General features: G+C 55.5%; 22 protein-coding genes. 16 read left to right on the forward strand and 6 right to left on the reverse strand.

Annotated elements, in window-relative coordinates; all coding sequences use genetic code 11:
• Positions 1-69 precede the first annotated feature (69 nt).
• Positions 70-462, forward strand: coding sequence for an ectoine synthase (locus HVA01_RS03060; RefSeq protein WP_146873059.1), 393 nt, complete (start codon positions 70-72; stop codon positions 460-462).
• A gap of 89 nt (positions 463-551) precedes the next feature.
• Here the strand turns inward: HVA01_RS03060 and HVA01_RS03065 are convergent, their stop codons facing one another.
• A complete protein-coding gene (locus HVA01_RS03065) occupies positions 552-1085 on the reverse strand; it encodes a DUF3833 domain-containing protein (protein WP_146873060.1) in 534 nt (177 codons plus the stop codon).
• A gap of 223 nt (positions 1086-1308) precedes the next feature.
• Between HVA01_RS03065 and HVA01_RS03070 the strand changes: the two genes are divergently transcribed.
• The 6 genes from HVA01_RS03070 to yidD all read left to right on the forward strand — a co-directional run bounded on the left by HVA01_RS03070 (position 1309) and on the right by yidD (position 6053).
• Positions 1309-2145 (forward strand): ATP-dependent zinc protease family protein, encoded by an 837-nt coding sequence (locus tag HVA01_RS03070; protein WP_146873061.1) that lies wholly within the window; start codon positions 1309-1311, stop codon positions 2143-2145.
• Positions 2146-2227: 82 nt separating this feature from the next.
• Entirely contained in the window at positions 2228-3751 is a 1524-nt protein-coding gene (locus tag HVA01_RS03075) for an inactive transglutaminase family protein (RefSeq protein ID WP_146873062.1), read from the forward strand.
• Positions 3748-4746: an alpha-L-glutamate ligase-like protein gene (locus HVA01_RS03080; RefSeq protein WP_146873063.1), complete on the forward strand. Its 999-nt coding sequence runs from the start codon at positions 3748-3750 to the stop codon at positions 4744-4746. Before HVA01_RS03075 ends, HVA01_RS03080 begins: the two co-directional genes overlap by 4 nt.
• A 34-nt stretch (positions 4747-4780) precedes the next feature.
• Positions 4781-5227, forward strand: coding sequence for a transcriptional repressor (locus HVA01_RS03085; RefSeq protein WP_146873064.1), 447 nt, complete (start codon positions 4781-4783; stop codon positions 5225-5227).
• Between the two features lie 5 nt (positions 5228-5232).
• On the forward strand, positions 5233-5709 hold the full coding sequence (gene hisI / locus HVA01_RS03090) for a phosphoribosyl-AMP cyclohydrolase (RefSeq protein WP_146873065.1): 477 nt from the start codon (positions 5233-5235) through the stop codon (positions 5707-5709).
• A gap of 62 nt (positions 5710-5771) precedes the next feature.
• Positions 5772-6053: a membrane protein insertion efficiency factor YidD gene (gene yidD / locus HVA01_RS03095; protein ID WP_246129432.1), complete on the forward strand. Its 282-nt coding sequence runs from the start codon at positions 5772-5774 to the stop codon at positions 6051-6053.
• A gap of 2 nt (positions 6054-6055) precedes the next feature.
• Here the strand turns inward: yidD and HVA01_RS03100 are convergent, their stop codons facing one another.
• Entirely contained in the window at positions 6056-6487 is a 432-nt protein-coding gene (locus tag HVA01_RS03100; protein ID WP_146873067.1) for a SufE family protein, read from the reverse strand.
• Between the two features lie 16 nt (positions 6488-6503).
• Complete coding sequence (locus HVA01_RS03105; protein WP_146873068.1) at positions 6504-7697, reverse strand: tyrosine-type recombinase/integrase; 1194 nt, start codon at positions 7695-7697, stop codon at positions 6504-6506.
• 230 nt (positions 7698-7927) lie between these two features.
• On the opposite strand from HVA01_RS03105, the gene HVA01_RS03110 reads away from it, so the two are divergent.
• Complete coding sequence (locus HVA01_RS03110) at positions 7928-8968, forward strand: DNA-binding protein (RefSeq protein ID WP_146873069.1); 1041 nt, start codon at positions 7928-7930, stop codon at positions 8966-8968.
• A 93-nt stretch (positions 8969-9061) separates the two neighbouring features.
• Here the strand turns inward: HVA01_RS03110 and nfuA are convergent, their stop codons facing one another.
• Positions 9062-9688, reverse strand: coding sequence for a Fe-S biogenesis protein NfuA (nfuA, locus tag HVA01_RS03115; RefSeq protein WP_146873070.1), 627 nt, complete (start codon positions 9686-9688; stop codon positions 9062-9064).
• A gap of 317 nt (positions 9689-10005) precedes the next feature.
• Between nfuA and metH the strand changes: the two genes are divergently transcribed.
• The 4 genes from metH (at position 10006) to HVA01_RS03135 (ending at position 17392) form a co-directional block, all read left to right on the forward strand.
• Complete coding sequence (metH, locus tag HVA01_RS03120; RefSeq protein WP_146873071.1) at positions 10006-13701, forward strand: methionine synthase; 3696 nt, start codon at positions 10006-10008, stop codon at positions 13699-13701.
• A 3-nt stretch (positions 13702-13704) separates the two neighbouring features.
• Entirely contained in the window at positions 13705-15042 is a 1338-nt protein-coding gene (locus tag HVA01_RS03125; RefSeq protein WP_146873072.1) for an MATE family efflux transporter, read from the forward strand.
• A gap of 156 nt (positions 15043-15198) precedes the next feature.
• Entirely contained in the window at positions 15199-16851 is a 1653-nt protein-coding gene (locus HVA01_RS03130) for a nitrite/sulfite reductase (RefSeq protein ID WP_146873073.1), read from the forward strand.
• Positions 16844-17392, forward strand: a complete 549-nt coding sequence (locus HVA01_RS03135) for a DUF934 domain-containing protein (protein ID WP_146873074.1) — start codon at positions 16844-16846, stop codon at positions 17390-17392. The genes HVA01_RS03130 and HVA01_RS03135 overlap by 8 nt, the downstream gene beginning before the upstream one ends.
• A gap of 128 nt (positions 17393-17520) precedes the next feature.
• Here HVA01_RS03135 and smrA read toward each other — a convergent pair whose 3' ends face one another.
• Complete coding sequence (gene smrA, locus HVA01_RS03140; RefSeq protein WP_146873075.1) at positions 17521-18111, reverse strand: DNA endonuclease SmrA; 591 nt, start codon at positions 18109-18111, stop codon at positions 17521-17523.
• 184 nt (positions 18112-18295) lie between these two features.
• On the opposite strand from smrA, the gene HVA01_RS03145 reads away from it, so the two are divergent.
• The 3 genes from HVA01_RS03145 to HVA01_RS03155 all read left to right on the forward strand — a co-directional run bounded on the left by HVA01_RS03145 (position 18296) and on the right by HVA01_RS03155 (position 19874).
• Complete coding sequence (locus HVA01_RS03145) at positions 18296-18775, forward strand: gamma-glutamylcyclotransferase family protein (RefSeq protein ID WP_246129414.1); 480 nt, start codon at positions 18296-18298, stop codon at positions 18773-18775.
• An 89-nt stretch (positions 18776-18864) separates the two neighbouring features.
• Positions 18865-19488, forward strand: a complete 624-nt coding sequence (gene wrbA / locus HVA01_RS03150) for an NAD(P)H:quinone oxidoreductase (RefSeq protein WP_146873076.1) — start codon at positions 18865-18867, stop codon at positions 19486-19488.
• Complete coding sequence (locus HVA01_RS03155; protein WP_146873077.1) at positions 19485-19874, forward strand: DUF2069 domain-containing protein; 390 nt, start codon at positions 19485-19487, stop codon at positions 19872-19874. The genes wrbA and HVA01_RS03155 overlap by 4 nt, the downstream gene beginning before the upstream one ends.
• A gap of 8 nt (positions 19875-19882) precedes the next feature.
• Here the strand turns inward: HVA01_RS03155 and HVA01_RS03160 are convergent, their stop codons facing one another.
• Complete coding sequence (locus tag HVA01_RS03160; RefSeq protein WP_146873078.1) at positions 19883-20572, reverse strand: cytochrome b/b6 domain-containing protein; 690 nt, start codon at positions 20570-20572, stop codon at positions 19883-19885.
• 198 nt (positions 20573-20770) lie between these two features.
• On the opposite strand from HVA01_RS03160, the gene pdxH reads away from it, so the two are divergent.
• Positions 20771-21415 carry a pyridoxamine 5'-phosphate oxidase gene (pdxH, locus tag HVA01_RS03165; protein WP_146873079.1) on the forward strand — a complete coding sequence of 215 codons (645 nt, stop codon included), beginning with the start codon at positions 20771-20773 and terminating at the stop codon, positions 21413-21415.
• Positions 21416-21451 lie beyond the last annotated feature (36 nt).

The raw sequence follows: 21451 nt of genomic DNA on the forward strand, positions 1-21451 counted from the left end.
TAACACTGTGTCTTCAGTTAGGATTATAGCGGCTGGTGTTCGCCAGCCGTTGAACAATGGAGTATTCCTATGATCGTTCGTAATATCGAAGAAGCACGCCAGTCCGAACGCTTGGTGGCGGCTGAAAGTGGCAATTGGGACAGTACACGCCTGGTGCTCGCAAGCGACGGCGGCAACTTCTCCTTTCATATCACCCGTATCTTTGAAGGCACCGAGACGCATATTCACTACAAGCATCATTACGAGTCTGTTTATTGCATCGAGGGCGAGGGTGAGGTGGAAACACTTGCCGACGGTAAAATTTGGCCGATTAAGCCAGGCGATATCTATATTCTGGACCAACATGATGAGCATTTGCTGCGTGCCCACAAAACCATGCATTTAGCGTGTGTCTTTACGCCGCCCATTACCGGTAACGAAGTCCACCAGGAAGACGGCTCCTACGCTATATCGGAAGACTAATCGCGTGTTGCTTTAACCCAAAAGCAGCCTTGCTGAAAAGCGGGCTGCTTTTTAGTGGGTGATTGACGAGCAGCTAACGCAACGACGATCTACTCATTATTGTCGAATACGAGGGTGATTTCGCCGAGTGTGAGGCCGAATTTGCGCATGGCGGTGCGGTTTATCAAGCGGCCGTCCGGCTGGAGGTACATCCAGTCATCCATGGTAAATGAGATCATACGGCCGTCAATGTCGATCTCTAGCGGATAACGCATGTGAAAAGCATGGCCGTATTGACGTGCGTCCACTTGACCTTCGACATCGCTGGCGGTGCCAATCCAACGGTGCTCGTCGACACGCTCAAAGGTCCAAACCCGCCGGTCGGTTTCGCCGTCTGAAAATACAAATGACTCATCGAGGGTTAACGTGTCGTTTTCATAGCGTCCTTGGATATCCACCGTGAACCGACGCTGTACCTCGCCTGAGTAATCCTGCACCATGCCCCAAGCTCGAGAGGTGCCGGTAAAGTACTCAGCGATATCCAGACGAGGTTCATCGTTAGCGTAGTCCTCTATATCAACGCTGGTACAGCCAACTAACAGGAGAAGTAGGCTGAACAAGCCGTACCGCAGGGATGTCATCATGGCGCATTACCTATATTGAAATTGATGTTTGTACAGCTATAGTTTAACCGTTTCAGCATCGAGTAGCTAAGACAACGTGACGACTACGGATCATCTGGGTTCGCGTAATATATATTATGTTAAATATCTTAGAATGAGAACTCGAAATACAGTGATGGCGTTGGACACTAGTCTTGCTTCTCCTTATCATCCTCTCACTTATTGTCCAAGGATATCGCTCTTTATGCGCCCAGGTGTTTTGTGGCTAATAGCTGGCTTGTCGCTTTCGATCGCTGGCTGCGCAGCAACCCAGCCGGAATCTAATCTTCCCCCGCCGTTAAGTGAAGCATCCTTCAATTCGCGCATCCTTGAATTAGAAAGCCAGTTGAGCCAGCAATGTGCCACTCATTCTGAATGGGAGGCTCGCCAACTCGACCAACAGCAGTTATTAACCGCTGACGTACGCGAAGTCGGCAGCCTGTTGCGCAACCTACGTCAGGATGTGCAGCAGCTCGAAGCGCGAGGTGAAGAGCCGGTTATTATCCGCGAAGAGTGTCAAGTGGATGAAACGCTGACGAATAAAACGCTATTAGGGCGCAGCGAATGGGTTGGCCTGCCAAGCATCGGCACCTACCTTCAAGCACGTGTCGATTCCGGCGCTAGTACCTCGTCGCTGTCTGCGGCGGAGATCACGCGTTTCGAGCGAGACGGCGAAAACTGGGTGCGTTTCAAGCTAGCCCTTAATGAAGACGACGTGGCTGTTGAGGCGGTTCGCGGTGAATGGATTGAAGCACCTATCGTGCGCCGCGTACGCATTCTGCAGGCCTCGGGTGAGGAATCGCGCCCGGTCATATCCCTATTAATGACGCTAGGCCCTATACGCGGGAATGTCGAATTTACGCTCAACGACCGCTCCCATCTAGATTACCCAGTGTTGCTCGGTAGGCGCTTCTTGCTGGATATCGCGTTGATTGATGTGGCAGATACCTATTTGCATGACCGCCCCGAATTTCCCGGCGGCGAGCCAGCTGACCAGGCGGATGAAGACGAAGCCGCTGATCAAAACGATAGCGAAGAGTAGCGGCTCTCCCCTCAGGATAGAGGCCGCATAAGATGCGCATCATTCAGGTCATATAATTGCCCTGACGCAGAAAGGAATCTCCATGTCACGGTTAATGTTTTATATTATTGTCGGCCTGTTATTGGTGGTGGGTATTGCCACCAGCGTACACCGCCATGTGCAATTCGAAATCCCCTGGTTACCCGGCGAACAGCGCCAAGTTTGGGAAATTGAAGCCGGCATCAACTTTGTTGCCCAGGGCGGGCCTGTTCAAGTCGACATGGCGCTGCCTTCCCATCAGGCTGGCTTTCGCGTATTAACCGAGAACACGGCCTCCTCCGGCTATGGACTGGCCTATCAATCCGATGAATTAGGCCGCACGGCACAATGGACGATTCGCGAGGCAACCGGTAGTCAACAGCTGTATTACTCGGTGCAAATGCTGGTATCACAAGATGCCCGCACGCCGGTACAAGCCCCTCCCGAGACGCCCGTTACCACGCCTTGGGAAAGCCCTTATGATACGGCGGCAAGTCAACTAATCGAACAAGCCTGGGCGCGCAGTGCCAGTAACGTTACCTTCGCCCGCGAGTTGATTCGCGACATTAACGGCGAGCGTCAGTCTGAAAATGCCCGCTTGCTGCTATCGCAAGAAGATCCGTCGCCATTGGTAGTGCGTCTTTTAAACCAGGCGGGCGTTTTGGCGCGTGAAGTCAGCGGGCTGCTGCTGGAAGACGGGCGTCGTCGCCAAACGCTGAGCAGCTGGATTCAGGTATTTGATGAATCCGGTGAAGAGTGGTCAATTTTCAACCCGTTGACGGGCGAGCAAGGCAAGCCGGACAACCTCCTGCTTTGGGAGACCGGCGGCCGTGCTGTGTTGGAAGTTCAGGGGGGCACCAATTCTCGAGTGACTTTCTCCATGATGACCCATAATCAGCCAGCCTCGGCGGCGGTGCGCAACCATTACTCTGAAGACACGCTGCTGAATTTCTCCATTCACAGCCTGCCCTTGGAGGAGCAAGCGCTGTTCCAGACGATTCTGCTGATTCCCATTGGCGCCTTGATGGTGGTGTTGTTACGCGTGCTGGTCGGCATCAAAACCTCGGGTACCTTTATGCCGGTGTTGATCGCCCTCGCCTTTATTCAAACCACCCTGCCAACCGGCTTGATTGGCTTTCTGCTTATCGTCGCCGTGGGCCTGATTATCCGTAACTATCTCTCTTACTTGAACTTGCTGTTAGTGGCCCGGGTGTCGGCGGTCATTATTACGGTGATCGCCATTATCGCGCTGTTCACCGTCTTGGCCTACCGCATGGGGCTAAGCGCTGGGTTAACGATCACCTTCTTCCCGATGATTATCCTTGCCTGGACGATTGAGCGGATGTCTATCCTATGGGAAGAGGAAGGTCCCAAACAGGTATTGATCCAAGGCGGCGGCAGCTTGATTACCGCTGTTTTGGCCTACTTGGCGATGAATAACCCCTGGGTGCGTCATATCACCTTTAACTTCCTGGGGGTTCAGCTGATTTTGATGGCGTTTATCCTGCTACTGGGCAACTACACTGGTTATCGCCTGCTTGAGCTGCGCCGTTTTAAGCCAATCACTGACGACGAGAAACCTTCATGAGTTGGTTGAAAAATTGGACCTGGCCCAGCCGACTGCGTGATAAAGGCATTATTGGCATGAATCGGCGCAATATTCGCTACATTGGCCGCTATAACAAGCGCCGCCTTTATCCTCTGGTGGATGACAAGCTTAAAACCAAATTGCTGGCCCAGCAGTATGGGATTACCACACCCGAGCTGATCGGCACCGTGACCACACAGTTTGGCGTCAAGCACATTGGTGCAATGCTTATCGGGCACAATGGCTTTGTCATCAAGCCCGCCAAGGGCAGCGGCGGCAAGGGTATTTTGGTGGTTGACAAGGTAGTCGACAATGCTTTTATCAAACCCAGCGGTTTACAGCTGTCGATCACCGACGTTGAGCGTCACGTTTCCAATATTCTGTCGGGGCTATACTCGCTGGGTGGTTCACCCGATGTTGCCGTGATTGAAACGCTGATTAATTTTGACGAAAGCCTGATGGACTACACCTACGAAGGCGTTCCCGATATCCGGGTGATTGTCTTCAAGGGTTACCCCGTGATGGCCATGATGCGTCTCTCTACCGCTGCCTCCGACGGCAAGGCGAATCTGCACCAGGGCGCAGTGGGCGTTGGCTTGAATATCGCCACCGGTGCCGCCCTACGCGCGGTTCAATTTGACCGCCCCTGCTTCAGCCATCCGGATACCGGGCATGATTTGGCAAGCTTGGTCGTGCCGCAGTGGGAGACGCTGCTTAACTTGGCGGCGGGCTGTTATGAAATGACGGGGTTAGGCTATCTGGGCACTGATATGGTGCTCGACCGTCAGCATGGCCCAATGCTGCTCGAGCTTAATGCGCGCCCCGGTCTCGCCATTCAAATGACCAATGGCGAAGGTTTGCGCCGCCGCCTTGACCTGATTGAACGCCAGCCGGATGGCGTGCCAGCAAAGCAGCGTGTGGCCTTTGCCCAGCACCATTTTGCGCGTCAGAGTGAACTGGTAGAAACTCCTGACGCCTCCCCCGTCAGCGCGTAGACTACTGAGGCTAATCACGTTTAACGAGTTGCCCATGACCCAAACAAATACACTAGTTCAACAGGCGGAATCGCAGTGCCACCTCCGCGGGGTTAGGTTTACCCCCATTCGTCGGCGCGTATTGGAAATGATTGCCGAAAATGGCGGCGGGCTAAAAGCCTATGATCTGCTGGATAAACTTTCCACTGAACACGCCGCGGCGCGGCCACCGACTATTTATCGGGCGCTGGAGTTTTTGATTGATCAAGGGCTGGTACACCGGATTGAATCGCTGAACGCCTACGTAGCGTGTGCTTGCCCCGAACATGCCCACGGCTTTCAATTGCTCATCTGCCGCCACTGCGGCTACGTCGAAGAGCTGCATTTAGACGAAATCAGTGAGCAGTTAGCCGCACTGGCCAAACGCCGAGGGTTTAACGTTGAGCGTCAAACCATCGAGCTACAAGGGCTCTGCCAGGATTGTCGAACAGTTAGCGAGTAAATTGTATGTCCCGTTTTGACCAAGTCGCCCCCGATGCCCTGTTTAAGCAGCTGGAGCGCGCCACCCCTGACGATAGTCTCCCCACAGTGACTGCCCTGCTCGCGGCAGTGCGCTTTAATGCCGATGGCTTGATTCCTGCCATTGCCCAGCAGCATGACTCAAAAGAAGTATTGATGATGGCGTGGATGAACCGTCAGGCGCTGGAAGAAACATTAACCACCCATCGCGTTTGCTACTATTCACGCTCGCGGGGAAAACTGTGGCGCAAAGGCGAGTCATCGGGGCAGCAACAGCAGCTAATCTCGGCGGCCCTTGACTGCGATGGCGATACGCTCCTATTGCAAGTCGAGCAAACAGGTCCCGCTTGCCACACCGGGCGGCGCAGCTGTTTCTATATTGCCGTTGGCGATGAGCATGCGGCGATTACCAGTGAGCCGTTGATCGACCCCGACGAGCTCTACGCTAAAAAACCCTCAAACTAGCCATGAATCGCTCGCTTGCTCGCGTGCGTTCAGCACTCTACTCAGGCCCGCGCTGGGTAGCAATGACAGTGTTGATTGGCTGCGTATACGTCTACCAGTACACGCTCAGCCCGCTGTTAGGCCCGCGTTGCCGCTTCTGGCCCAGCTGTTCGTCTTACACCATCGAGGCGATTCAGGTGCATGGACCGATAAAAGGCGGCTGGATGGCCATCAAGCGAATCGTTAAGTGTCATCCGGGTAATCCCGGCGGCATGGACCCGGTACCCGGTGGCCGCAGCGAGCAGCTCTGCCGGGAGGACGAAGAGGTGTCCTCCCCTTCCTGCTGTGAACGTCATTCAGATTAGATTCAATCTGCGGGGCGGTTATTTTGCTGGGCCACCTGGTAAATTCTTTCCAGCATAGCGTGAAGGCCGTTGCTGCGGGTGGGCGAAAGGTGCTTATCCAAGCCTAAATCCGCCAAAAAGTGGGGCTCGGTAGCGCGAATTTCAGCCGCACTGCGTTCACTGTAGATACGCAGCAATAGCGCGATAAGCCCTGACACAATAGCGGCATCAGAGGTCGCTTTAAACACCAGCTTGTCACCCTCCTCTTCGTGACGCATCCAGACGTTCGACTGGCAGCCCTGAATTTTAAATTCTTCGGTTTTCCACGTGTCGGGGAAGTCTGGGAGCTGCTTGCCCATATCGATAATGTACTGGTAGCGATCCATCCAGTTGTCGAATATCTCGAAATCTTCGATCAGCTCTTGCTGAGCGTGCTCGGCGCCGGAAGTGCTCATAGTGTGTCCTTTTATATTATAAACCTGACCCATTATAACGTTTCGGTGGCGGCTTGAGGGAGTCGTCAGAGGGTGAATTGTGGTGTGATTGGTTTAAACGGTGGCGTTGCTGCTCGTGATGCCACTCAATGTCTTCGTTATGCAGGTAGCGCGAGGTGGTATCCAGGCGCGCGTGGCGAGCACTCTCGGCCAGATGGCGCAAACTAATGCCCGATTGGGCCTGGTGGGTAATCGACGTATGCCGCAGCCAGTGCGGGGTTGCCTGACGTAATGCGGTCACCTGCTCAGGCACCCCTCCCGCATCTTCAAGCGCCTGAGCCGCCTGCTGAAACGTTGCTCGAATAAGCCGGTAAAGCTGGTTATGGCCCAGGCCGCGCCGTCCATCCAAGGCGCGCAGTACCGGCGCTTCACTCTCCAGCGGGCTTGGCTGCTCAGGCAGGCCCAGCGCTTGGCGCCATTGAGCTAGGCAGTCGAGCATATCGTCTGGTAGCGGAATTCGCGCCACCTTGCTTCCCTTGCCGACCACGGACCACCACCAGCGGCCTTCGCTGCGCTGAAAGTCGCCCATCTGGGCGTCAGCCATCTCGCTAATCCGGGGTGCCAATAAATACGCAAATCCAAAGATAAAGCGCCGCCGGGCCTGCTCAAAATGGGCACGGCCGCCCTCCCCGGTTGGTATCGGCTGATTCAGCCATCCCCATAGCCACGCCCAGAGATCGCTTTCCAGGTAGCGTTCAATGCGTGACGTCTGGTTATTCAAGCGTCGCGATTTGTCGCGCATCAGGCGAAACGGGTTGTGGCTCACCCAGCCGGCCTCAACCAGCCAGCTAAACAAGCCCTGCAGAATCACCAGGCTTTGGCGACGGCTAGCGGGCGATAGCACACCGCGAAAAGGTCGCCACGCCGGGTGCGCGCGGGGTTTTGAGGGGCCTACCCACCGCTCGCGGGGCTGCGGGTCGGCAAGAAAAGCCTCAAATTGACGCAAGGTTTCGCGATTGATATCGCCCAGCGTGAGCCCCTGGCTGGCCAGCCAGAGCAGTAGCCGCTCCGCCTCGCGGCGGTAGGCTTTCCAGGTTTGCGGGCTATCCGCGTACTCGTCAAGCCATGCCGCCACTGCCTGGGCATCGCTTTTGGCGTTAATACGGACACCACTGGGCAACTCGTTTAGCGTCACTAGCTGCCCAGTGGGGGTGGTTACATCGTTCGCCATGCCCACTCCTACTCGCTTTAAGGCCTTTTTATACCCTCTTACGTTAGTGTGCCGGTGTAAGCGCATAAATTCAAGATAAGACGGGTAATCTTGAATTTATACCCATAATCATAAATAATTTTACGTATTACATATTACGTAATTATTGATTTTTGACCTGCAAATCGCGACAATAACGGTCTGAATCAGACAATCCACGCCCATAGAGCAAGCCAGTAAAGGACGACAGCATGGCCCGCAACGGCATTCAGTACAGCGATGTGCAACACGCCATCGACACCCTGCTAACCCGCGGTGACACTCCCAGCGTGCAGCGCATTCGCGATGTATTGGGTACCGGGAGTTTTACAACGATTAGTGATCACTTTCGCCAGTGGCGAAGTGAGCGCGAGCAAAACCGCGACGTGCCACCGCCCAAAGGGGTGCCGGAAGTGGTAGTAACGATGGCCAGCGACCTGTGGCGTGAAGCACAGGACGTTGCCAACCAGGCGCTGCTCCACTATCGCGAAGAAGCTAATCGTCAGATTGAAGCCGCCCAGCAGGTTACCGAGGCGGCTAAGCAGCAGGCAGCCAACGCCGAGCAGCGCGAAAGCGCCCTCGCCGAGCACCTGCGGCATATTGAGCAGCGTATGGAGACGTTGAATCGTGAATTAGCCGCCAGCCAAACAGGCGAAAGCCACTGGCAACAGCAGGCTGAAGAAGCAGGCAAAGAGGTTAGTCAGCTGCAAGAGGCGCAGCGGCGGTTAGTGTCTCAGGCTGAGGAGCGCGATCACGCCCATGCGGCGGCGCTTAACCAACAGCAAGCCGCCTGGGAGCAGCGTCTATCGCAAGAAGAGCAGCGCCATGAAGCAGCCGAGGGACGACTGATGGCACTGCTGGATACCGCACAGCAAACCCGCGCCCAGGAAGAAAAGGCCTACCAAAAGCGCCTGCAGCAAGGGGAGCAGCGTATTGAGTCATTAAGCCAAGAGCTTAAAGCCAAGCAGCAGGCCTTGCATGAGCGACAGCTGGAAGCAGGCGAGCGCGAACAGCAGCTCAGCGAGCAACTGCAGCAAATTGCGACTCTGCAAGAAAACAGCCAGACGCTCAGCCAACGCTTAACCGAGGCGCAGTCAGCGCTAGAGCGCCAAGCCCAGCAGCACGCAGAGCAAGCAAAAGAGCTGCAGCAAGCATGGCAGGAAAAACTCTGGAGCCGCATGGAAGCGCTCCAGCAACAGTTAACCGAGCTGCCCGCCTCGCTGGCCCATAAAGAACCGCCTCACAATGATTAACTTAACGGCTAGCAAAAAAATGGCCACCTCAGTTGAGGTGGCCACTTCGAATCCGGCTTGGTTAAGCTTTTATGGCTTTACGGCCGTATCAGCTTAGCGATAATAAGCGTTGGTCGTATCAGTGTGATCGGTCACATCACGAATACCGGCAAGCTCTGGAATACGTTCCATTAAGGTCTTTTCAACGCCGTCTTTCAGGGTTAAATCAACCGCCGCGCAGCCCTGGCAACCACCGCCAAAGGCCAGAACGGCAAACTGCTCTTCAGTCAGCTCAACCAGCTTGATTTCGCCGCCATGAGCCGCCAGCCCCGGGTTGATCTCGCTGTAAAGCACGTAATTAACGCGGTCTTCCAGCGGGCTGTCGGCATTAACCTTGGGCATCTTGGCGTTGGGCGCTTTGATGGTGAGCTGGCCGCCCATGCGGTCAGCGTTGAAATCCACCACCGCCTCTTCCATAAAGGCCAGGCTGTTTTTGTCGAGATAGACATTGATTTTCTCGAGACCCAACAGCACGTCGGTGGGCTCTTCCTCACCAGGGCGACAGTAAGCCAAGCAGGTCTCTGCGTAGGGCGTGCCCGGCTGGGTAATAAAAATGCGTACCGCAATACCTTCGACGTTTTGCTTTTCAAGCAATTCGGCAAGATACGTCTGGGCACTGTCGGTAATATCGATACCTTCTTGGGTATCGGCTTGTACGTCTACTTCGCTAGTCATAGTCATGAGGGCTGTCTTCCTCCCGTGGTAGTGGCGGCGCCACTTCACATGTCGTTTGTGTCTATGGTATGCAAAACCGCGCGCTGACACAATCCCGACTATTTTAGTAAACTATTTCATGAGCGGCTATTTTGATTGATTTAAGCTCTGTGACTGACTTGCGTGGTTCATTAGCTTTTCGAATGCCATCCATAGCAGCCTCAAAGGGCGCCTTTTGTGCTCCCTTTTGCTATCATTACGCGCCACTAAACGACAGATGCTGCTTTTCCCGACGATAACAACATCCCCTTTGACGACTGTGACGCTGGAGAACTCCCCCTGCCATGGCTGATAGTGCTTTGATCGCAACCCTCACCCAACGCCTTGCCGAACGCATCCTGATTCTGGACGGCGGCATGGGCACCATGCTGCAGAACGCCCAGTTGAGCGAGGAGGACTTTCGTGGTGAGCGGTTTAGCGACTGGCCCTCGGATCTTAAAGGCAATAATGATCTGCTCGCACTGACCTGCCCCGATGTGGTTTCGCGTATTCACCGCGACTACCTGGAAGCGGGCGCAGACATCATTGAGACCAACACCTTTAATAGCACCCAGCTGTCACAGTCTGATTACGGTATGGAACCGCTGGTGGTGGAACTCAACCGCGAGGCCGCACGCCTAGCGCGTGAGGTGTGTGATGCAGTGGCCGCCGAAACCGGCGTGCCCCGCTACGTCGCCGGTGTGTTAGGCCCAACGTCACGCACCGCGTCGCTATCGCCGGATGTCAATGATCCCGCCAAACGCAACGTCACCTTTGACGAGCTGCGCGAGAATTACTACGAAGCCGCCGAAGCGCTTATCGCGGGCGGCGCCGATATGATCATGATCGAAACGATCTTCGACACGCTCAATGCCAAGGCGGCAATCTACGCCCTGGAAGAGCTGTTCGATGCCCGCGGCGAGCGCCTGCCGGTGATGATCTCCGGCACCATTACCGATGCGTCGGGGCGTACCCTCTCAGGCCAAACCACCGAAGCCTTCTGGAACTCGGTGCGCCACGCTCAGCCGTTGTCAGTCGGCTTAAACTGCGCACTGGGTGCCGAAGAGCTACGCCCTTACGTGGAAGAGCTCGCTACCAAGGCCGATACTTTTGTCTCCGCCCACCCCAATGCGGGTCTACCCAACGAGTTTGGTGAGTATGACCAAACGCCGGAAGAGATGTCGGAGATCGTCAGCGAGTTTGCCGCCAGCGGCCTGGTTAACATTATCGGCGGCTGCTGTGGCTCAACGCCCGAGCATATTCGCGCCATTGCCGATTCTGTTCGCGATATGGCGCCGCGGGTGATTCCCCAGCGCAGCCACGCCTGCCGGCTATCCGGGCTTGAACCGTTTAATATTCAAGCCGACTCGCTGTTCGTCAACGTCGGCGAGCGCACCAATGTGACCGGCTCGGCACGCTTTAAGCGGCTGATCGTAGAGGAAGATTTCACCACCGCGTTAGAAGTCGCTCTGGAACAGGTAGAGAACGGCGCCCAGATCATCGACATCAATATGGACGAGGGCATGCTCGAGTCCAAGGAGGCCATGGAGCGCTTCCTTAACTTGATCGCCGGCGAGCCGGATATCGCCCGGGTGCCGATTATGATCGACTCCTCCAAGTGGGAAATCATCGAAGCCGGCCTCAAGTGCGTACAGGGCAAAGCGGTGGTGAATTCCATCTCGCTTAAAGAAGGCGAAGACGCCTTCCGCGAGCAAGCGACCAAGTGTCGCCGCTTTGGCGCTGCTATTGTGGTAATGGCCTTTGATGAAGATGGTCAGGCCGATACCTTTACCCGCAAAACCGAAATCTGCCAGCGTGCCTATCGGTTGCTGGTCGATGAAATTGGCTTCCCCGCCGAAGACATCATTTTTGACCCGAATATCTTTGCCATCGCCACCGGTATTGAGGAGCACAACAACTACGCGGTCGATTTTATCGAAGCGACCCAGTGGATTCGCAACAACCTGCCCCATGCGATGATTTCCGGCGGCGTGTCTAACGTCTCGTTCTCGTTCCGCGGCAACAACCCGGTACGCGAAGCGATTCACTCGGCGTTCCTGTACCACGCCATTCGTGCGGGTCTCTCCATGGGTATCGTCAACGCGGGCCAGCTCGCCGTATACGACGACCTGCCCGCCGAGCTGCGCGAAGCAGTTGAAGACGTAGTGCTCAATCGGCGCAGCGACGGCACCGAGCGGCTGCTGGATATTGCCGATAAATATAAGGGCGACGGCAGCGGCGCGGTCAAAAAAGAAGATCTGGAATGGCGCAGCTGGCCGGTCAACAAGCGTATTCAACATGCGCTGGTGAAAGGCATTACGGTGCATATCGAAGATGACACCGAACAGGCCCGCGCCGAGGCAGAGCGCCCCATTGAGGTCATCGAAGGCCCGCTAATGGACGGCATGAACGTGGTTGGCGATCTATTCGGCGACGGCAAGATGTTCCTGCCCCAGGTGGTCAAATCGGCGCGGGTAATGAAGCAGGCGGTGGCCTACTTGATCCCCTATATCGAAGCCGAGAAGAGCGAAGAAACCAAGGCCAAGGGCAAGATCGTCATGGCCACGGTCAAAGGCGACGTGCACGACATCGGTAAAAATATCGTTGGCGTGGTCTTGCAGTGTAATAACTACGAAGTGATCGATCTTGGTGTGATGGTCGCCGCGGATAAAATTTTGCAGGCCGCCAAAGATCACAATGCCGACATTATCGGTCTTTCCGGGCTGATCACCCCGTCGTTGGATGAGATGGTGCACGTAGCCAAAGAAATGCAGCGCCGCGGCATGGATCTACCGCTGCTGATTGGCGGTGCGACCACCTCGAAAGCGCATACCGCGGTCAAAATCGAACCCCAGTATGAGCATCCGGTGATTTACGTCACCGACGCCTCCCGCGCCGTGGGCGTGGCGGGCAAACTGCTCACGCCTGCTTTAAAAACACCCTATGTCGTTGAGATTCGCGAAGAGTATGAAAAGGTGCGCGAGCGTAATGCCAAGCGCCGTCCCAAAGCGGCGGACCTGGACTACACCCAGGCGCGTAAGCGGCGCTTCCGTACCGACTGGAGCAGCCATACCCCCGCCGAACCCACGATGCTGGGGCTGAAAACCTTCGATGATTACGAGCTTGAAGAGCTGATCGAGCGCATCGACTGGACGCCGTTCTTTATGAGCTGGCAGTTAGCCGGCAAGTACCCCAAAATTCTTGACGATAAGGTGGTTGGCGAGGCCGCTCGCAGCCTGTTTGAAGACGCCCAGGTAATGCTGAAGAAGCTGGTTGAAGAGAAGCGCGTTCAGGCCCGCGGCGTTATCGGCATGTGGCCCGCCAATACCGTCGATGACGACGTAATTGAAGTCTACGCCGACGAGTCGCGCAGCGAAGTGGTTGAGCGTCTTCACCATATCCGTCAACAGACCACGAAAGGCCGCGATGGCATCTGCTACAGCCTAGCTGACTTTATTGCCCCCAAAGACAGCGGCAAAGCCGATTGGATTGGCGGCTTCGCGGTGACCACCGGCCACGGTGTCGATCAGCTCTCTAAGGCGTACCAGGAAGCGGGTGACGACTACAATGCGATTATGGTGCAGGCGTTGACGGATCGCCTTGCGGAAGCCTTTGCCGAGCGCATGCACGAACGGGTGCGCAAAGAGTTCTGGGGCTATGTGCCGGAAGAAACCTTGGACAACGAGTCGTTAATTGCAGAAAAATACCAGGGCATTCGCCCGGCCCCCGGCTACCCGGCCTGCCCAGATCATACTGAAAAAGCCACGCTGTTTCGGTTGCTTGATGCCACCGAAAACACCGGCCTGGCGCTGACCGAAAACTTCGCCATGTGGCCCGCTGCGGCGGTTTCCGGCTGGTATTTTGCCCATCCGCAGTCAAAGTACTTTTCGACGGGAAAAATTACCCGCGACCAAGTCGAGGTCATTGCCGAGCGCAAGCAGATGCCGCTTGAGGAAATGGAACGCTGGCTGGCACCGGTGCTGTCCTACGACCCGAGCTGATTGATGCTGTTTGTCACCGGTCGCCATGGCAAGGTGATGCGCTTAGCCTTACCCATCATGCTGGGCATGCTGTCGCAGAGCATGCTCAATCTGGTCGACGCCGCACTGGTGGGGCATCTAGGCGAGGTAGCACTGGCGGGCGTGGGTGTCGGCGGTTACGCCATGTTTATGCTCACCGCGTTAGTATTTGGGCTCTCCTCCAGCGTGCAGGCGCAAACGGCCCAGCGCGTCGGGGCTTGCGAAGATAGCGCTCAAGCGTTGCAGGCAGGGCTGTTTATCGGTCTTCTGGTTGCCCTGCCGCTATCGCTCTGGGCATGGTGGCAAGCGCCGCTGCTGATTGGTTTGATTACCCAAACCGATGACGTTCAAGGCGTGGCCGTTGACTATTTTCGTTGGCGGGTGGTGTCACTGACGGCCATTGCGCTCACGCTATGCTTGCGTGGTTACTGGAACGGGCGTCAGCAGACCCATCTCTATTTGCGCATTATTATCGCTGTTCACCTGCTCAATGTGTTGCTCAGCACCGGGTTGATCTATGGCCTTGCGGGTCTGCCGACAATGGGCGCCAGTGGAGCAGGCGCTGGCACAATGCTGTCACTGTTGATCGGGCTGGTTGTGTGGTGCTGGGTGAGCATGAAAAGCCTTTCTATTCAGCATCTGTTGACACGGCTGCCACAACTAGCAGCGCTGCGCACTACCTTGGCGCTCGCTGCCCCGCACTCGATTCAGCAGTTTTTATTTGCATCGGGCTACGCGGTACTATTCTGGCTATTAAGCCAGCTGGGAACAGCGAGCGTGGCGGTTGGCCATGTACTGATCAATTTATCCCTGCTGCTAATATTACCTGGGGTGGGCGTCGGCGTTGCTGCCATGAGCCTAGTGGGCGAAGCGTTAGGCCGGGATGCTGAGCAGGAAGCCCACCGCTGGGGCATGGATGCCCTGCGGGTGGCTTGGCTACTGCTGCTTGTATTAGCGCTACCCATGCTGATAATGCCCGAGCAGATACTCGCCCTGTTTTTCACCCATAGTAAGCTAGTGGCGCTGGGTAAACTTCCGCTGCAGCTAACCGGCGCGATGATTGTGCTTGATGCAGCAGCGTTGGTGCTGGCTCAGGCCCTGATGGGCGCTGGCGCGCAGCGCACGGTGATGGCATTAACCCTAGGCACGCAGTGGCTGCTTTTTTTGCCCCTGGCCTGGTGGGTGGGGATTGGCTTGGAACACGGCTTGCTGGGTATCTGGCTAATGCAGCTGCTTTACCGCTTAATCAACTCAAGCGGTTTTTTATGGGTATGGCAGCGCCGCCGTTGGCTAGTCGCCCGACAGGCTGCCGGCAGTTTTTAATCAGCCGTTTTAGGCTGTAAAATAGGTTCTAAATAGCTTTTAGAGATAAAAAGATAATTATATATTCTTTTGTAGAATATGACGCGCGCGTTAAGGTATCGCTATATTAACGTCCGTCTCAACGTGACCATTTCGCTTTTAGCAGGATCGTGCCCCATGTACCGTTATGATATTCACGACCAAACCTTGGTTGATGAGCGTGTCGCTCAGTTCCGTGACCAAATGGAACGCTACCGCGCCGGGCGTTTGGGAGAGGAAGAATTCCGCCCCCTGCGGTTGCAAAACGGCCTCTATATTCAACGCCATGCGCCCATGCTGCGTATTGCGATTCCCTACGGCATGCTGGCGGGCAATCAACTACGTGCCTTGGCTGAGATCACGCGCCGCTACGACCGCGGCTACGGCCACTTTACCACCCGGCAGAATCTGCAGTTGAACTGGCCAGCCCTGGAAGACGTGCCGGATATTTTGGCCGACCTGGCCGAAGTACAGATGCACGCCATTCAAACCAGCGGCAACTGCATTCGCAACACGACCAGCGACCAGTTTGCCGGTATTGCCAATGACGAGGTGGAAGACCCACGCCCCTGGTGCGAATTAATCCGCCAGTGGTCTACCATGCACCCTGAATTCGCCTATTTACCGCGCAAGTTCAAGATTGCGGTCAGTGGTGCGGCCCAAGACCGTGCGGCGATTCAGGTGCACGATATTGGCCTGCGTTTTTGGCATAACGCCGACGGTGAGCTGCGCGTTAAAGTGTTGGCCGGTGGCGGCCTGGGCCGCACGCCGATGATTGGCGACGTGGTGCGCGAAGATCTGCCATGGCAGCATCTGCTTACCTACCTGGAAGCCTGTGTTCGGGTCTATAACCAGTTTGGGCGGCGGGATAACAAGTTCAAAGCGCGGATCAAGATTTTGGTAAAAGCGCTGGGCATTGACGAATTCCGCCGCCGGGTTGATGAAGAATGGGCGCACCTCAAAGACGGCCCGCAAACGCTTAACCAGGCAGCGGTCGATGCGGCCAAGGGCCACTTCCCCGAGCCGGACCGCCGCCCAGTGGCTGCGTCTGCAACAGAAGACTTTGACCGCCTGCGCGGAGAAAACCGCAGCTTTGCGCGCTTTGTGACTAACAACGTCACCGATCACAAGGTGCCCGGTTATAAAGCCGTGACGCTGTCGCTGAAACGTCGCGAACACGCCCCTGGCGATGTGACGGCGGACCAGATGGAAGCCGTGGCTGATTTGGCGGATCGCTATAGCTTTGGTGAAGTGCGCGTTACTCACGAGCAGAACCTGGTGCTCTCTGACGTGCCGGTAGACGAACTTGAGGCGCTATGGAAAGACCTCGAAGCGCTAGGCATGGCCAACCCCACGGTTGGCACGCTCAACGATATTATTTGCTGCCCTGGCGGCGACTACTGCAGCTTGGCCAATGCGGTGTCGATTCCCATCGCCCAGGCGCTGCAGGAGCGTTTTGAAGATTTAGACTTCTTGTATGATCTTGGCCCGCTGGATCTGAATATTTCCGGCTGCATGAATGCCTGTGGGCATCACCACGTTGGTCACATCGGCATCTTAGGCGTCGATAAAAAAGGGCAAGAGTTCTACCAGATCTCGATTGGCGGTAATTCCACCGATGATGCGTCACTGGGTAAAATTCTCGGCCCGTCCTTTTTCCGCTCTGACGTGCCGGATGTCGTCGAAAAAGTCTTGGAAGTCTACGTCGCCCAGCGCCATGAAGATGAGCGCTTCTTGGACACTTACCGCCGTATTGGCCTAAAACCCTTTAAGGAGCGTGTCTATGCCTAGTAAAGATAATGAAACGCAAACTGAAGCGACTGAACAGACGCCGGTGCATGTTGACCATCTGATTGCCAACGGCGAGCTAGCGACAGAGAACGCCTGGTGTGTTTCTTATGACGCCGACACCCTACCTGAGCAGCGCCCGGCGTTCGTACCGCTGGCGCTGTGGCAAGCCAATCAGGATGACGTTGAACTGGCGCCGCTATTGACCAGCGATACGTCGCTTAGCGCCGAGCTAGCCGCTGAAGTCAGTCAATCGCCAGCTATCGCCATTGATTTCCCCGCCTTCACCGATGGTCGTGGCTATACTATCGCCCGCCTGCTGCGCGAGCGCTACGGCTATACAGGTGAAGTGCGCGCGGTAGGCGATGTACTGGTCGATCAACTGGACTACATGCGCCGCTGTGGTTTTACCGCTATGGCGCTGCGCGATGACCAGCATCCTGAAGATGCCTTGCGCGCGCTCAGTTTTATCAGCGTTCGCTACCAGCCTGATGTGGAAGAGCGCCAAGCGCTGTTTGAACGCCGCTTAGCCGCTAAAAACTAAATCGCTAAAAACTAAATCGCTAAAAACCAGGTCGCTGAAAACCAGGCCGCTAAAAACTAGCGCAGAATGGTAGGCCAGCAACACTAAGGGCAGCTTCGGCTGCCCTTTTGGATTATTTAATAAAGACATTACCCCCGCCGCTTCTGTTGACGTTCGCGGTTGTTGGCTTTGGCCCGATCGCTTTTGCGTAGCATTACCCAGGTGGCGCCTAGCCCCCCTTCTGATGGCTGAGCGGAGACATACGCCTGCACTTCCTCAAACTGGCTGAGCCACTTGGCAAGGTAAGAGCGTAATACGTTGGCGGGACTATCGATTTCACGCCCACGACCATGAACAATCAGCACCGAGCGTAAATCGTGGGCGTAGGCTTCCTGAATAAACGGGAATAGCATGCGGCGGCACTCACTCAGGGGGCGCCGCAGCAGGTGAAGCTGCGCCTGAACGCTATAGCCACCGTGCTTTAATTTATCGACGACGCCTTGCTGAATACCTTCGTGGCGATACTCCATGGGGTCGAAAGGCGGCAGCAGATCGACAAAGTCGTCGGAGAGAAAGTTGCGCGCTCCCATCTCTTCTTCTGCCCAATCACGCCGGGCCAGCTGGGCTTCAGAGGGCTTTTTACGGTGAGCGGAAGGGTCTGCGCGGTTACTCGGCGGTAGTGGCTTTACATCGCCCACTAAAGCGCGGAAATCACTATTATCACGAAGTGGCTGATTCATTGCAGGCTCCTCCGGCAAGGTGTCATCTCATCCTAGCAAACCCAGGCAGTTTGCTTAAGCCTATTAAATAAGTCGATAACATTGAGCTTGTCATCAACTGTCAGGCGCGCCAAGCTAAGCGATCACTCGTTCTCCTCCTCTTTTTACCGTTCACTTTTTACCGTTCATTGCGAGGCGCCCTGGTTTGATTAAAACGGTTTGGCTAAAACGTCTTTTTATTTTAACCGGTGTGGGGCTACTCAGCCTAGCCGGGTGGCTTTGGTTAACCATGCTAAGCCCGTGGTTTTATGACCGGCCTGATAATCTCCCCGCTATCGAACAGCGTATCCATCATGTCTTTGTCTATGGCACGCTGCGCTATGCACCGGTACGTCTGGTCGTTATGGGCAGTCTGGGCGAGCCGGAAGCAGCCGTGTTGGAAGGTTACCAGCGCAATGGGCTCGACTTATCACCCCAGCCAAATAGTCATGTAGAGGGCCTAAGATTACGAGTAGATGCCGACGAGCTTGCCCGCCTTGACCGCTACGAACGCCTGGGCATCCGCTATGAGCGAGTTAAAAAGACGCTCAACGACGGCACAACCGCCTGGGTTTACGTGCGCCTGCCGGAAGCACAAAGTACGCTCTTCCCATACACAGAGTTGCCGATAGCTCTGGTACCATAGGGGCTAATGTTAACCATGCTTGTGCTGGCTGTATTAGCCTCAGTCATTTGCCCAAGCCGCTTTTGATAGCTCCCCGTTCAGGAAACACTATGAGTGATATGACCCCTTACGTTTTGATCCTCTATTATTCGCGCTCAGGCGCTACCGCCGCCATGGCTCAACAAATTGTCGCTGGGGTAGAAAGCGTGCCAGGCATTCAAGCGCGCTTACGCACAGTAGCGCCGGTTTCCACCACCTGTGAAGCGGTTGAACCAGAAATTCCTGCGGAGGGGGCGGTTTACGCTGACTTAGACGACCTGCGCCACTGTGCTGCGCTAGCGCTGGGCAGTCCTACACGGTTTGGCAACATGGCGGCACCGCTGAAGTATTTCCTCGATTCTACCAGTAGCTTATGGATGAACGGGGCGTTGATCGACAAGCCAGCCTGTGCGTTCACTTCCACTGCGAGCCTCCACGGCGGCCAGGAAAGCACCCTGCTGACGATGCTGGTCCCTTTGCTGCACCATGGCATGGTCTATGCTGGCGTTCCCTACAATGAAACCACGCTACTGGAAACACGTAGCGGTGGCACCCCCTACGGCGTTAGTCATCTGGCAGGCCCGCGCAGTGACCGCCCAGTCGATGATCACGAACGCACCCTATGCCTTGCCCAAGGCAAACGAATTGCTCGACTCGCTTTGGCGCTCCATGCCATGCGTCAGGAGGCGGTATGAGACAGTGGCTGGAGGATGTCGAAGAGCGCCACGGGCTTGATACGCTTACGCTAAGGAGCCGACAACTGGTATTAACCAGCTATGTTATCTTGCTGCTGCTGGTTATATATCGTGGCTTTTTGGTGCAGGGAGAAGACTTTAGCTGGCGCCCTGTGGTGGCCTTTGTGCTCCCGCTGGTACTGTTTTTACCCTCGATTATAGGCAAACGCGCTCGCGGTCACGCTTGGCTAGCGTTTGTCAGCCTGCTCTATTTTACGCAAGGCGTGATGTTGGTAACCCTGCCTGGGCAAGGTATTCGCGGTCTGCTTGAGGCGAGTATCTCGCTTGCGCTATTTACCGGCTGTATGGGCTATGCGCGTTTTCGTAGTCGCCAGTTGCGCCAATAACGAATGCTTTAAAACCATAGCCATACGACCACGCCTGCGGCGATTAATATCACGCCCAACGCGCGCCACCTCAAGAGGCTGATGTTTAGCGGTTCGCTATGGGCATCGGCGGGCTGCTGGCGAAAGCGTTTGGTGCCTATCAGCATCGCCGCTAGCAACGGCTCTCCTAGCAGGCGATGAACGACCACCCCTACTAAATGCAGTCCTATTAAGATGAGTAGCAAATCGCTATTTAGCTGGTGCAACGTTCTTAACTGGCTGCTGACCTCTTGACCAAATAAACCATACAGCGGCCCTTGGAAAAAAATATCGTCGCTCAAAAACAGGCCGCTGAGCGCCTGAAAGGTCAACGAAAGCAGTAAAATCAGCACCATCCATCCACCCAGCGGGTTATGGCTCGCATAGGCAGGCGCTTGGCGCTTCAGCAGTGTTTTTGAATAAGCGATGGTGTCATCGACGGGATATAAAAAAGTGCTAAACCTTGCGTACACACTGCCCACCATGCCCCATAGCCAGCGGAAGACGAGCAGGCCGAGAACCAGGTAACCCGACTGGGCGTGAACGTCGATAGGAAATAAAAAAGGCAGTCCACTGGTCTTGGTGGTATAAAAAGAAACCAACACCGCGGCTACTAAACCCCAGTGGAAAACGCGCACCCAACCATCCCACACATTAATAGCTAATTTAGCCTGGTACATAGCTATACCCCTTATTGCCAATGGTGGGAGAGTTTCGCATTTATTCAGGCTTTCTCATAGAATGCATTACAGCAAGTGGTGTATTGGCTAAAATAACAACGGTAGGCGAATCATCTACTACTCATCCGCTGATGACGGTGACTTGAGCTTTATCGTTAGACCGGCGACCATGGCTGGAAACTCAAGGGGAAGCATTCAATGACACGCAACATAGCCGACATTCGGCGTGATTATGAAGGCGGCAGACTGGAAGAGTCCCAAGTATTCGACGATCCATTCGAGCTATTCGACGAGTGGTTTACCCTTGCGCTGGAAAATGAAGGCAAAGACGCCAACGCGATGACGCTTTCCAGCGTTGATAGCCAAGGGAAGCCTCATGCCCGGGTGGTGCTGTTAAAAGGCTTCGACGAGCGCGGCATGGTGTTCTATACCAACTACCATAGCCATAAGGGTAGTGAGCTAAGCAATGTGCCCTACGCCGCCATGACATTTTGGTGGCCTTCGCTCTCACGCCAAATACGCATCGAAGGCCCGGTTGAGAAAGTATCGGAGGCGGAGTCAGATGATTACTTTGCCAGCCGCCCGCGCGGCAGCCAACTGGGCGCGTGGATTGCCACGCAAAGCGTGGTGATTCCCAACCGCAACTGGATTGAAGAGCGTCAAAAACGTTTTGAGCAAGCCTACAAGGGTAAGGATATCCCCCGCCCGATTCACTGGGGAGGCTATCGTGTTAGCCCGGAAATGATCGAATTTTGGCAGGGCCAGCCCAGTAGGCTTCACGACCGACTGCGTTATGAACGCCGCGACGGTGGCGAGTGGGGCTTATTCCGCCTGGCGCCATAACGACAAACACGCTGTAAGGGATAGCTGACCCAGACA

It is taken from the genome of Halovibrio variabilis (genome assembly GCF_007991175.1).
GTDB classification, from domain to species: domain Bacteria; phylum Pseudomonadota; class Gammaproteobacteria; order Pseudomonadales; family Halomonadaceae; genus Vreelandella; species Vreelandella variabilis.